Here is a 12,487-nt window from a genome sequence, read left to right as displayed (position 1 = left end):
CATAAAGGGTTCACTATAAACTGTAACCGGGTTTTTATATACTGTTAAAATATAAACTTCTCATAAATTTATGCGAACTTCGACGATTCATATACGAATTAGTTCACTAAATTTCATTAATTCTCTTAATAATCATTGGTACAATAACATAAGTGGAGTTGCGAATTCTTACACGAATCGCATCTCCGCTTCCTCTAAACCGAACTCGTTACTATAAAATAACCGGGTTGGTTTTAATATCCTTGTAATGATTAATTACACTAAATTGTAGCATCACCAATCGTTTTTCCACCTTTTTTATGTTGGCTTTCACTTGCTTTTGTTCTTACAACAAGATGCCAGAATGCTCTACCATCAAATGGAATAAATGGCCATAAATAAGGTGTATTTAATGTGTTTAAGCTCGCTAAGAATAGAATTAATAATGTCGATCCAATCATAAAGCCTTTAATTCCTAAAATGGCGGTAAAAATTAAAATGAAAAATTTGGCTAGTTTATTTGCAAGTGCTAGTTCATAACTTGGAGTTGCATAGGATCCAATCATCGACACTGCTGTATATAATACTACTTCAGGCTGGAACAGACCAACATCAATTGCGACTTGTCCAATTAATACCGCTGCAATAATCCCCATCGAAGTTGAAACGGCATTTGGTGTATGTATACTTGCCATTCTTAGGAACTCAATCCCCATATCAGCAATGATTAATTGTAAATAGATCGGGATGTTACTTGTTTCTTTTGGACCGATATAACTGAGTGATTTTGGTAATACCTCTGGATAATTACACAGTAGTAACCAAAAAGGTAATAAAAAGACTGACATAAAAATCCCCATATATCGACACCATCGAAGGAATGTACCGACTGAAGGAGTTTGTCTGAATTCTTCAGCGTGTTGCATGTGGTGATAATATGTTGCAGGCGTAATAATGACACTCGGAGACGTATCTACGATAATACACACATGCCCTTCTAATATATGGTTTGCAACTACATCAGGTCTTTCTGAATATCGAACTAAAGGAAATGGATTATACCCTTGCTTTAATATAAATTCCTCTAATTTCTTATCTGACATTGTAAGTCCATCGACGTGAATACCTGTAATTCGCTCTCGAATTTCTGTCACTAACTCTTTATGAGCTAATCCTTCAATATAAGATATACAAACATCAGTCTTTGAACTTTCCCCTACTTGAAGTATTTCATTTCTTAAATTCTCATCTCGAATACGTCTTCTAATTAGGCCAGTATTATTAATAATGTTTTCAGTAAATCCATCGCGTGAACCACGTACTACTCGCTCTGTGTCTGGTTCTGTTGGACCACGTCCGGGATAACTTCTTACATCAATAGCTAGGCCTTTGTCTTCTCCATCAACTAATACTACAATCAAACCAGATAATACTTTTTTAATGACATCTTCAAATGTTAAAACAATTTCTACTGATTGATGGACAATTGTATCTTCAATATTTTTAAAAAGTGGTTTATTTTTCTCAACTTTTTCTAAACCGATCAAGTCATCTAAAAATCTTTGAATAAAACTTGTATCAGTTAAACCGTTAACATAGTAAAGTTGAACTTCAACTTTATTTACAAAAATCACACGTTTCCCAATATCAAAGCTTACTCCATAACCCATTCGTTCACTTAAAGTATGAGCATTTGTAACTAGTTTATTCGTAAGATTTGTTGACTTTTTTGTCGTAGTCAGTTGAGCTCACTCCTCTCGAGGATATATTCAATTGCTTTTCTTGTAATAGGTGAACCAATTTCAATATCATCTCTACCACCCATTTTTCCAATATCACCAATTCCTAAAATAAATGGTATATTTAATTGATCTAAATTATATACAGTGTCTCCATTTATTCTTCCTAATTCAATATCAGGTACGCCATATTTATCGACACCGTATTCAGTTAAATTTCCCTCGTTATCAATACTAACATCAACTTTTGTCCATTCTTGATGATGTGTATTTGATGCTACTGCTAGTGCAGCAATCACTTCAATATGTTTATCACTTGCTACATATTTTAAAGCTTTTTCTCCAGGACCTTCTCCCATATAGCCACTGTCATCAAATAATACAAATACTGGTTCTTTTTGTGCTTGCATTATGATTTCAACCATTCTCTTTCCCGAGAACTTTGTGGGATTACCTTGCGATTGTGATATTGTGCACCCACCAAATTGTTTGGCCAAATGCTCAATACTCCGATGTGCATATACATCTCCGTCGGTTACGATAATGATCCTTTTCTTTTTCATAAATTAACCTTTTGGCTTAAAAATAAGAGCAATTATAAATGAAAATAAAATTGCTGCTGAAATGCCAGATGAAGTTAATGAAAAAATCCCCATACCTATTCCAATGAAGCCGTGCTCATTTGCTTCCGCCATCGCTCCATGTAATAAAGAATGGCCAAAACTCGTAATTGGAACGGTTGCACCAGCACCTGCAAATTTTATTAGCTTATCGTATATGCCAAAACCATCTAAGATTGACCCAATCACAACAAATATGCACATCACATGACCTGGTGTTAATTTGGTGAAATCAAATAACAATTGACCAACTACACAAATTAGACCTCCTACTATAAAAGCATTAACAAAATCCATCTGAACACCTCCTAACAGCTTTCAAAAACAACAGCATGCGAAATAGTTGGAATTGATTCATTTTGTTGAATCATTGTAGGACTTAAAAGAGCTCCTGTTGCAGCTACTAAAATTCGTTTATATGTTCCTTTATTTAATTCTTGAAATAAATGACCATATGTTACGACCGCTGAACATGCGCATCCACTTCCACCAGCGAAAACCTCTTGATTTTCACGATCATAAATTAGCAATCCACAATCATTATATTTCCCTGCCATATCGTATCCTTCTTCTCGAACAAGCTGCTCGCAAATCGGTGCTCCAACAGCCGAAAGATCTCCAGTTACAATAAAATCATAATCATCAGGTGTCGTATTTGTGTCCTTAAAGTGTTGTACGATTGTATAGGCTGCAGCTGGTGCCATCGCCGATCCCATGTCGAATGGATCTGTCAGCCCTAAATCTTGAACTGTTCCGATTGTGGCGCACTTTACTTTTATTTTGCTTTTTTTGTTTGAAAGGAGAATACTGCCTGCCCCGGTTACTGTAAATGTTGCTGTATCTGGTTTTTGTCCACCATATTCTGTAGGATATCTATATTGCCTCTCAGCAGTAGCATTATGGCTGCTTGTTGCTGCTAATGTCATTTTTGCGTATCCACTATCGATTAGTTGCGCTCCAAGTGCAGCCGTTTCCATTGAAGTTGAGCATGCGCCAAACATACATAAAAATGGAAGCTGCAATTCCCTCGCCATAAAGTTTGCAGTAACATTTTGATTTAATAAATCACCAGCTAGAAATACATCAATATCCTCAACGTTTTTATTTGCTTTCTTTAGTACTGTTGAAATTGCATTTCTCATTAATGCTCTTTCTGCTAATTCCCAATTATCTTCATTACAATGAAGGTCTTCATAAGCATAATCAAATGTACCAGCTAGTAGTCCTAAGTTTTCTCTTGGACCAACAGCAGTTCCTGACGCTTGAACATAAACTCCATTTTTAAATTCCCATGTTTGCTTTCCAAGTATAGCCATACTAATCACCTCCTAAAAAAATGCTTTAAATGCATAACGTATCATTCCGACAATGTATGCAGATACAACTCCATAAACAATTACACAACCAGCAAGCTTAAACATATTTGTTGCTACCCCTAATACGAGTCCTTCACTTCTATGTTCCATAGCTGCACTAGTCATAGAGTTAGCAAAGCCTGTAACAGGAACGGCTGATCCTGCACCAGCAAATTGCCCGATTTTATCGTATATACCTAATCCCGTAAGTAAGCTAGAAATTAATACAAGTGTTGCTACCGTTGGATCACCAACATTTTTTTCTGTAAAGTTAAAGTAGTTAATATAGATTTTTGTAATACACTCACCTAAAAAACAAATACAACCACCAACTAAAAAAGCTTTAATACAATTTTTTAATACAGGCTTTTTTGGTTGGTATTGTTTTATATTCTCTTTATAATTAGCTTTTAATTTACCACTCATTACATCCACCCTTTACTCTATAAAATATATCCAATGAAATAATGACCCAAAAACTTTACCTAATGCGATTGCCATTAATAAGTACACTATTTTCTTTTGAATTCCAATCCTTTTTGCTAAGATCGGAAAAACGTTTAAAACCTCGGTTAATGCTGCTGCTAGCATTCCAATAAAAATGCCTGCCAATAGCCCTATGAAAACAGAAAAAATATTTGGCAAATTAAAAACAGTATTTCTCAAACTAATCCAACAGCCAAAAATTGCTCCTAAAATTACGGCAAACTCATAAGCGCGAATTTTTTTTACCGTTTTTGTTATTTGTGTTAGTCTTGGAATAATACCTATAACGGATAAAAATGCTACAAACCCAGTACCAACAGCAATACCGCCTGAAAAACCAACAAATACGATAAATAAGTCTCTAATCATCAGTGTTCACACTTTTGTTTGGCTTTTTATTTTCGTTTACTAGCACATATTCATCCATTGAGCGTTGATACTGAAACATCTCTACTTCTAATGGACTCGGCTCTTCGTTTAATCTAGTTTTAAACCATTGATTAAAAAATAAAATCATCCCAATTCCTAACCCAAAAGAATAAGGTACTTGAAGTAATAATGGCTTAGGATTATATTCTCCTGTAATCATATAGTAAATTCGTTGTTGAACTTGCTGCATACTAACATCTTCATGAAAATAAATAATCGCTAGAGATGAACCTGCAAATAACAAAATCCATACGAAACAAAATAAAATAAAATGATCCTTTGAAACTGCATTTTTAAGTTCGATAATACACATGGTCACTCCAACAAGTTCAAACGAAATGTCAGGATCAATTTCTTGAATTAATGGTAAAAGCTCGAGAATATCAATAACAGTATGTGTACCATCCTCCTTTTTTGATTCATGTACAATGATATTTCTGATTGGATTTAAATCAATATTAATCCCTTGTAATCGTGCAATATCTCCTAGGTGTACACGATTACCTACTTGTACAACGACTCGATTAAGTAATTTAATGTATAATACCTTTTTCATACTTTCCCCTCAGTTTCGAAGCTTTATGAATTCAATTACATCTAGTATGTGAAAACTTCCCAAAAATATAAGCGTTTAGGAGTATTAAGCAAAAGGATATAGGATGAAAACAAGAGGAGAATTAAACTTAATAGACGAGTAATAAAGTACATTTAGGACCATGATCGGGTGAAAAATACTTGATAAATTGTAGGCGGTCATTAAAAAATAGGCTCTGTATAAATTGTTGATTTTAGTTAAATTNNAAGTACCTGGAATGGAAAATCAGCAGTCTTTTTTAACAGAGCCAAAAAATAAAAAAGCTGAAGAATCGTATAGTTTTAATTACGATTCTTCAGCTTAAAATAGCTCAAGATGATCATTTAATTTTGTCTTTCATTTGTTGGAGAATCTTTTTCTCAAGTCTTGATACTTGCACTTGTGAAATTCCTAATCGTTCAGCAACTTCTGATTGAGTTTGATCTTTATAATATCTTAAATAAACGATTAATCGCTCTCGATCATCTAGCTGTTTTATCGCTTCTTTTAATGCAAATTTTTCAAACCAATTTGTTTCATGGTTATCAGCAATTTGATCTAACAATGTAATAGGATCACCATCATTTTCATACACCGTTTCATGAATTGATGAAGGAGCTCTACTAGCTTCTTGTGCAAGTACAACATCCTCTGGTGTAATTTCCATATGAGTAGCAATCTCATTAATTGTAGGCATTCTTCCAAGCGTTTTACTTAGTTCTTCTTTTGCTTTTCTAATCTTATTATTCGTTTCTTTTAATGAACGACTTACTTTAACCGTTCCATCATCTCGAATAAATCGTTGGATTTCTCCGATAATCATCGGAACAGCGTATGTAGAAAATCGTACATCATAAGATAAATCAAATTTATCTACTGATTTCAATAAACCGATACAACCAATCTGAAATAAATCATCTGGTTCGTATCCGCGGTTAATAAAGCGCTGAACAACTGACCATACCAGTCTCATGTTGTGCCCGACGATGCTGTCTCTAGCCTGTTGATCTCCATCCTGACTACGCTTGATTAACGCTTTTAATTCACTATCCTTTAACTGCGCACGGGGTTGATCTTGCTTGACTTCTACGTCCATAGGCGATTCTCCTTAATTACTCAAAACATTGCTATTTGATAAGTACTTTTTAACCGTAATCGTAGTCCCAACATTAATAGTCGACACAACTTCACATTGATCCATGAAGTTCTCCATAATCGTAAAACCCATACCCGATCTTTCTAAATCTGGTTTTGATGTATATAAAGGTTGCATTGCTTCATCTAAATCAACAATACCAATTCCTTCATCTCGAATTGTTAAAGTAACTGTCTGATCTTCAAGAAGAACTGAAATATATACGATGCCTTCAGGATTTTTTTCATATCCATGAATAATCGCATTTGTAACAGCTTCAGAAACAACAGTTTTAATTTCAGTTAATTCATCTAAAGTAGGATCCAGCTGTGTAATAAATGCAGCTACCGTTACTCGAGCAAATGATTCATTTTGACTTAATGCGGAAAATTGAAGGTTCATTTCATTTCGCATTATGCCACCCCCAATACATTAAGTCCATTTGACTCATCATCAGCTAAATGAACAATCTTAAATAATCCCGACATATCAAATAACCTTTTAATTGATGGGGAAATTGAACATACAGCCATTTCTCCACCTTTATTTCGAATAACTTTATATCTACCTAAAATTACACCTAATCCAGAACTATCCATAAATGTTAAATGCTCAAGATTTAATAAAATATGTTTGATAGTCTGTGACTCTAATACCTCATTTACTTGTAAACGTAAATCTTCTGCAGTGTGATGATCTAGTTCCCCTGCAAGTCTTACACAAAGGATTGCATTTTTCACTTCAAGTTCAATATTAAGACTCACTACAATAACCTCCTTATTTGACGGTTATTGAAAGTTTCGTTAAAACTAAACTGAATTCCTTCATGCTGACAAAACTAGTGGTAAAACGCCAAATCTTTCTGTAATACTCGAAATTAGTCGAAAAAAATTAGTTGAATCCCCCAACTGTACGCTTAAATAAGTCGTACCAGCTAGCTTTACTTACTGACTTATTCGCAACTAATTCTGTTTTAGATAAAACTTTACTTCCTTGTTTTAAGACTAAAACGCCTACAACTTGACCCTTTTGAATTGGTGCTTGTATATTTTTACTCAACTTAATATCTTTTGTTAGTTTATTGATCGCTTCTCCCTTTTTTAGAACAACTGAAACAGGGCTTTTCGTAACAACATTTACATCCTTAGACTTACCTTTACTAATATTTAGTCTTTTAACATTCTCACCTTGTTTAATTAATTGCTTTACTTGGTATTGATTAAATGCGTAATCAAGCATATTCGTCATTTGCGCATTTCTTTCTTTTGAAGTTGGTGCACCCATAATTACACTAACTACTCGCATATTATTCTTTTTCGCTGTTGCAGTTAAACAATATTTCGCTTCTGCTGTAAATCCAGTTTTTAATCCATCAGCTCCTGGATAAAAACGAACTAACTTATTTGTATTAACTAACCAAAATTGTTTTTCAGTATCTTTTCTCAAATAGTCCTCATAAGTACCAGTAAACTTTGTGATCAAAGGATATTTTAAAAGCTCTCTACCCATAATTGCCATATCATACGCTGATGAATAATGTCCAGGAGCTGGAAGCCCTGTAGGATTTTCAAAGTGCGTATTTTTAAGTCCTAACTGTTTAACTTTTTTATTCATTAAATCGACAAACGCCTCTTCTGTACCGGAAATTTTCTCTGCCATTGCGACTGATGCATCATTCCCAGATGCAATTGCAATCCCTTTTAGCATTTCCTTTACTGTCATCTCTTCGCCTGGCTCTAAAAAGATTTGTGAGCCTCCCATTGATGCAGCATGTTCACTTGTCATTACTTTCTCATCTAACTTAAGTTTTCCTTTGTTAATTTCTTCCATAATTAAAAGCATCGTCATGATCTTAGTCATACTTGCTGGTGGAAGCTCTTTTCTCGCTTCTTTTTCATATAAGATTTCCCCAGTATCTTGTTCAATAATGACAGAAGACAATGCATTTCTTGCCAAGCTTACATCACTATTTTTTGTCTCTCTTGCATTAACTTTTGGTAGTGATAATGAAAAGATCATCACACTACTTAAAAGAGTTAGTACTACCTTTTTCATTTTTAACCCTCCATTCTTTTCATACATATTTTTTCCAAATATAAGTAGTTTAATCAAACACTACAGAAAATATTAGAAAGAATGGAACTATTTACATACGTAACAACATATGATATAAGTAAGGTGTATCAAACATACCCATACACTTAATACACTTAATACACTTAATACACATTGATTTTATTTTTGAGGTGGTGATCGCTTGATTATTATTTTAGACCCACGAAGCCATTTACCTATTTGGGAGCAAATTGTTCTACAAACAAAAGAACAAATGCTTAGAAAGATTTTGGTAACTGGTGACAAACTTCCTTCCGTACGTGAATTAGCAACAACTTTAGTGATAAACCCAAATACGGTTAGTAGGGCTTATCAAGAACTAGAGCGCACTGGAGTCATCGAAACTATTAGAGGGAAAGGAACTTTTGTAATTGGTTTAACAAAAGAATCCGTTTCTACTGATACCCTTTTAAAATATAAAAATAAACTGTCAAATTTATTAATTGAAAGTTTAACGGATGGCATTGAAGAGGAAGAAATAATCAGTTGGGTAAAAGAGTTTTATTCTAATAAAGGAGCTGAATAAATTGCTGAAAGTCCATCATTTAAGTAAAAAGCTAGATGAAAATGAAATTTTAAAAAATCTAGATTTCCAAATAGAGCAAGGGAAAATCACAGGTTTAATCGGTAGAAATGGAGCTGGTAAAACGACACTTTTAAGAACAATAGTTGGAATTTTATCTCCAGATGAAGGTTCTATTCTAATTGATGACGTAGATCTTAACAAATCTCCTATTTCTAGAAGACAAATAGCCTTTATGAGTGATTCAACTAATTCTATTAAACAATATACCGTGAACGAACTAATCACTATTTATGAAAATTCATATCCAAACTTCAATAAATATAAGTTTATTGAATCATTAAATAAATATAATTTACCCAACACATCTCTTCGTAAATATTCAAAGGGAATGAAAACACTCATCTATTTATTATTAACCTTTTCTACCGGTGCAAAATATGTCATTTTAGACGAACCAACAAATGGCTTAGACCCTGTCGTTAAGCGGACAGTATTGCAACTAATCATTGAGTATGCAAGTTCAAACTCAGTCGGTGTCTTGATTTCTTCGCATCACCTTGCCGAACTCGAAAAAATAATAGATCAATATTTATTTATGAAAGATGGAAGAATAAATTCGATTTCCACAATGGAAGAAAGTACGAGCCAATATTATAAATTACAAGTAGCATTTGAAAATGGATTACCTAAACAATTTGAAGATGACCCATCAATTTCTGTCTTCTCGAAAACTGGTAAAGTAGCAATTATCATTATAAATGGAAACAAAAACGAATATATAAAACGAATGGAAAATGAAAAGCCACTTCTTATAGAAGAACTTCCATTAACATTAGAGGATTTATTTTTTATTAACGATGGAGGGGAATTATATGTTTAGTAAAGCATTATGGTTAATACATTCTAAACAATCTAGGCTTGCACTCATTTTATTATATCTTGTTTATCTAATCATCGTGCCATTTAGCTATTACAATAACACGGATGATTTAAGTAGATCATTACTGACAAATCCGAGTAATCCCGAACTATATATCTCTGACTTTAGTATGCTATCATTTATTTCACCAATCATCGTTTTAATTTTAAGTATATTATTAATCGGAATTGGACGAAATACAGGTAGTATCGATTTCCAATTTTCTCTTCCTTTCTCACCAAAACAGCTTTATCTGTCAAAATGGTTGTTTGGAATTGCTCATATTTTTATGGCTACTGTTGGATTAATTATTTTAACTTTATTAATCCATTACAATACGAATCTTCATAAGTATATTGATGCTTCGTCATTTGGAGTCATTTTTACTGTCATTTTCTTATTTTCGATAACTTTTTTTACAATCGGCCTAACAATTGGTACGATTACAGGCCATTATTTTTCCCAAACACTGTTTACTATTTTTACAATTTTTTCACCTATTTTTCTATATTTTAGTGTCTATTCAAATTTAAAGGGAATCTTTAACTATGAATTATCATACAACACTTTTGAACAAAGGATATCTAATTGGTCTATTCCCTATCAGGCAGGTTCATTATCAATTTCAAAAAATTTCGATGAAAAAGTATTTCATTATCCAACTTTCGATTATGGGAATTTGACAGTCATTATCCTGTATCTAGTCCTCTTTTTACTAATTGGTTTATTATGCTTTAGTAGAAATGCAAATGTTAATAACGGTAAATTATTTGTCTATAAAAAGTTCGGCATATTCGTTAACATCTTATTTGTCTATTTTTCAGCGACATTAATCGCTTTATTTACTTCTACAATCGCAAACGGAAATAATACGATTATCTACTTAATTGGATTAATAATTGGTACGGTAGTCGGGTTTTTCTTCTATAAGCGATTAAATAAATTTTTTGATTGAGTTTAGCAGCCAAAAAAAGCCCTGATTCATATTTAAGAATCAGGGCTTTTTTTGTTAAGCTATAAAATTTAATGCAAATCTTACAAAGAATAATGCTGCAATTGCTACCATGTATGGTGTGATTTCAGTTTTCTTACCAGCTGCCATTTTAACTAATGGATAAGCAATAAAACCAAATGCAATTCCGTCAATAATACTATATGTTAAAGGGATGAATGCTAAAATTAAGAAAGCTGGTATAGCTTCAGTAGGATCATCCAATTGAATATCTTTAATATGTTTAACCATTAATGAACCAATAATAATTAAGATAGGTGCAATAGCAGATGTTGGGATATATGCTATTAATGGCATAAACAGTAAACATCCTAGAAATAAAAATCCAGTTACAACAGATGTAAGTCCTGTTCTACCACCCGAACTAATACCTGCACTTCCTTCAACAGCAATGACAGTTGGACTTGTTCCAAGTAGACCGGATAATAGTATGCCAAACCCAGTACCTTGAATAACCTTTTGTTGCTTATGCTCTTGGTTCATCATACTTAATTGTCCATGAATAATACCGATTGATTCAAATAATATAACCATTGTTAACGAAAATACTGCAATCCAAAATGAAAAACTCATAATATGAGTAAAGGTCAGTTGTCCGACAACTTCACTTGCAGATTTCATTGTAATATTAGTGGTATCATGCGCTTTTTCAATTCCACCATGTAATATGAAAGAAATGATTGTACCGGCTATTACTGTAATTAAAAAGTTTGCTGGTACATTTTTAATAAATAGATAAATCGCAATAGCTAGAGTAATTATTGTTGCTAAAACATCAACGTTTGCAAAGTTAGCGATCGATACAAACGTATCTTCATTTTTTACAACAATGCCACCCTCTTGAAGCCCGATAAACGTTAAGAAAAATCCAATTCCAACTGTAATTGCACTTTTAAGTGATAATGGAATCGCAGTTGTTAATTTCTTAATTAATTTTGTGAATGATAAAATGGATAATAAGATTCCACTTACAAATACGACAGCAAGTGCCTCTTTCCAATTCATTCCCATTTCTCCAACCATTGTATAAGTAAACAATGCGTTGATGCCCATTCCTGGAACTAAAACCAATGGTGAATTACTCCATAATCCCATCATAACGCTTCCAAAGAAAGCTGAAAGAATTGTGGCAATCATTGCACCCTGGAACGGTATACCTGCATCATGCAAAATTGTACTATTCACGGATAAAATATAAACAAGTGTTAAAAATGAAACAACACCTGCAATAAACTCCGTTTTAATGGTCGTACCGCTACCTTCAAGATTAAATTGTTTGTTTAATAGATTTTTCAAAGAAATTCCTCTCTTATTGTGTCTCCCTCTCCCACCCATGCAACAAGGCACGATTAAAATTATACTAAAGATTATCAAATAATTAAACAAGAAAATAATTTTCTTTCTCATTATTCATGAGTGAAATATGGTGCTAACATAGTTCAATCAGTTGAGTAATAAAATAAATGACTTAAATTGATGGATGAACGCCTTGCAATAAACATTAGGTCTTTGTGGTGCTTTTCATTTGTAATCTTTTTTTATAAGTTCTTAGCATTTTCCATTCCAGGTACTTCGCTTTCCATTTCAATTAGTCTCGA

General features: G+C 33.1%; 15 protein-coding genes. 3 read left to right on the top strand and 12 right to left on the bottom strand.

Annotated elements, in window-relative coordinates:
• Positions 1-260 precede the first annotated feature (260 nt).
• From COC46_RS18935 to COC46_RS18885, 11 genes are all read right to left on the bottom strand, one after another.
• Positions 261-1,649, bottom strand: coding sequence for a spore germination protein (locus COC46_RS18935; RefSeq protein WP_098811466.1), 1,389 nt, complete (start codon positions 1,647-1,649; stop codon positions 261-263).
• Positions 1,650-1,717: 68 nt separating this feature from the next.
• Positions 1,718-2,281 carry a stage V sporulation protein SpoVABEA gene (spoVAEA, locus tag COC46_RS18930; RefSeq protein ID WP_098811465.1) on the bottom strand — a complete coding sequence of 188 codons (564 nt, stop codon included), beginning with the start codon at positions 2,279-2,281 and terminating at the stop codon, positions 1,718-1,720.
• A gap of 3 nt (positions 2,282-2,284) precedes the next feature.
• The gene (spoVAE, locus tag COC46_RS18925) at positions 2,285-2,635 is read right to left on the bottom strand and encodes a stage V sporulation protein AE (RefSeq protein ID WP_098811464.1); all 351 of its coding nucleotides are present in this window, start codon (positions 2,633-2,635) and stop codon (positions 2,285-2,287) included.
• An 11-nt stretch (positions 2,636-2,646) separates the two neighbouring features.
• Complete coding sequence (gene spoVAD / locus COC46_RS18920) at positions 2,647-3,654, bottom strand: stage V sporulation protein AD (RefSeq protein ID WP_098811463.1); 1,008 nt, start codon at positions 3,652-3,654, stop codon at positions 2,647-2,649.
• Positions 3,655-3,666: 12 nt separating this feature from the next.
• Positions 3,667-4,119 (bottom strand): stage V sporulation protein AC, encoded by a 453-nt coding sequence (spoVAC, locus tag COC46_RS18915; protein ID WP_098811462.1) that lies wholly within the window; start codon positions 4,117-4,119, stop codon positions 3,667-3,669.
• A 12-nt stretch (positions 4,120-4,131) separates the two neighbouring features.
• The gene (locus COC46_RS18910) at positions 4,132-4,548 is read right to left on the bottom strand and encodes a stage V sporulation protein AB (RefSeq protein ID WP_098811461.1); all 417 of its coding nucleotides are present in this window, start codon (positions 4,546-4,548) and stop codon (positions 4,132-4,134) included.
• On the bottom strand, positions 4,541-5,164 hold the full coding sequence (locus tag COC46_RS18905) for a stage V sporulation protein AA (protein ID WP_098811460.1): 624 nt from the start codon (positions 5,162-5,164) through the stop codon (positions 4,541-4,543). The genes COC46_RS18910 and COC46_RS18905 overlap by 8 nt, the downstream gene beginning before the upstream one ends.
• A gap of 358 nt (positions 5,165-5,522) precedes the next feature.
• Positions 5,523-6,278 carry an RNA polymerase sporulation sigma factor SigF gene (gene sigF / locus COC46_RS18900; protein ID WP_098120978.1) on the bottom strand — a complete coding sequence of 252 codons (756 nt, stop codon included), beginning with the start codon at positions 6,276-6,278 and terminating at the stop codon, positions 5,523-5,525.
• A 12-nt stretch (positions 6,279-6,290) separates the two neighbouring features.
• Positions 6,291-6,731, bottom strand: a complete 441-nt coding sequence (spoIIAB, locus tag COC46_RS18895) for an anti-sigma F factor (protein WP_098811459.1) — start codon at positions 6,729-6,731, stop codon at positions 6,291-6,293.
• Positions 6,731-7,081 (bottom strand): anti-sigma F factor antagonist, encoded by a 351-nt coding sequence (gene spoIIAA, locus COC46_RS18890; RefSeq protein WP_098120976.1) that lies wholly within the window; start codon positions 7,079-7,081, stop codon positions 6,731-6,733. Before spoIIAA ends, spoIIAB begins: the two co-directional genes overlap by 1 nt.
• A 127-nt stretch (positions 7,082-7,208) precedes the next feature.
• Entirely contained in the window at positions 7,209-8,372 is a 1,164-nt protein-coding gene (locus tag COC46_RS18885; RefSeq protein ID WP_098811458.1) for a D-alanyl-D-alanine carboxypeptidase family protein, read from the bottom strand.
• A 202-nt stretch (positions 8,373-8,574) separates the two neighbouring features.
• Between COC46_RS18885 and COC46_RS18880 the strand changes: the two genes are divergently transcribed.
• Genes COC46_RS18880 through COC46_RS18870 form a run of 3 tightly spaced genes read left to right on the top strand, consistent with a single transcriptional unit; the run spans position 8,575 to position 10,832 of the window.
• Entirely contained in the window at positions 8,575-8,958 is a 384-nt protein-coding gene (locus tag COC46_RS18880; protein WP_098811457.1) for a GntR family transcriptional regulator, read from the top strand.
• A 1-nt stretch (position 8,959) separates the two neighbouring features.
• A complete protein-coding gene (locus tag COC46_RS18875; RefSeq protein WP_176545222.1) occupies positions 8,960-9,838 on the top strand; it encodes an ABC transporter ATP-binding protein in 879 nt (292 codons plus the stop codon).
• Positions 9,831-10,832, top strand: coding sequence for an ABC transporter permease subunit (locus tag COC46_RS18870; protein ID WP_176545221.1), 1,002 nt, complete (start codon positions 9,831-9,833; stop codon positions 10,830-10,832). The genes COC46_RS18875 and COC46_RS18870 overlap by 8 nt, the downstream gene beginning before the upstream one ends.
• A gap of 54 nt (positions 10,833-10,886) precedes the next feature.
• Here COC46_RS18870 and COC46_RS18865 read toward each other — a convergent pair whose 3' ends face one another.
• The gene (locus tag COC46_RS18865; RefSeq protein WP_255294973.1) at positions 10,887-12,185 is read right to left on the bottom strand and encodes an NCS2 family permease; all 1,299 of its coding nucleotides are present in this window, start codon (positions 12,183-12,185) and stop codon (positions 10,887-10,889) included.
• Positions 12,186-12,487 lie beyond the last annotated feature (302 nt).

Source organism: Bacillus sp. AFS041924 (assembly GCF_002577195.1).
GTDB lineage: Bacteria > Bacillota > Bacilli > Bacillales > Bacillaceae_G > Gottfriedia.
The sequence above is the reverse complement of the archived record's forward strand: the minus strand, read 5'-3'. Positions and strand labels throughout refer to the sequence as shown.

Bases quoted from the DNA above. Each gene is read 5' to 3' on its own strand.
- COC46_RS18935 (WP_098811466.1), bottom strand. From the start codon at position 1,649: ATGGGTTATGGAGTAAGCTTTGATATTGGGAAACGTGTGATTTTTGTA.
- spoVAEA (WP_098811465.1), bottom strand. From the start codon at position 2,281: ATGAAAAAGAAAAGGATCATTATCGTAACCGACGGAGATGTATATGCA.
- spoVAE (WP_098811464.1), bottom strand. From the start codon at position 2,635: ATGGATTTTGTTAATGCTTTTATAGTAGGAGGTCTAATTTGTGTAGTT.
- spoVAD (WP_098811463.1), bottom strand. From the start codon at position 3,654: ATGGCTATACTTGGAAAGCAAACATGGGAATTTAAAAATGGAGTTTAT.
- spoVAC (WP_098811462.1), bottom strand. From the start codon at position 4,119: ATGAGTGGTAAATTAAAAGCTAATTATAAAGAGAATATAAAACAATAC.
- COC46_RS18910 (WP_098811461.1), bottom strand. From the start codon at position 4,548: ATGATTAGAGACTTATTTATCGTATTTGTTGGTTTTTCAGGCGGTATT.
- COC46_RS18905 (WP_098811460.1), bottom strand. From the start codon at position 5,164: ATGAAAAAGGTATTATACATTAAATTACTTAATCGAGTCGTTGTACAA.
- sigF (WP_098120978.1), bottom strand. From the start codon at position 6,278: ATGGACGTAGAAGTCAAGCAAGATCAACCCCGTGCGCAGTTAAAGGAT.
- spoIIAB (WP_098811459.1), bottom strand. From the start codon at position 6,731: ATGCGAAATGAAATGAACCTTCAATTTTCCGCATTAAGTCAAAATGAA.
- COC46_RS18885 (WP_098811458.1), bottom strand. From the start codon at position 8,372: ATGAAAAAGGTAGTACTAACTCTTTTAAGTAGTGTGATGATCTTTTCA.
- COC46_RS18870 (WP_176545221.1), top strand. From the start codon at position 9,831: ATGTTTAGTAAAGCATTATGGTTAATACATTCTAAACAATCTAGGCTT.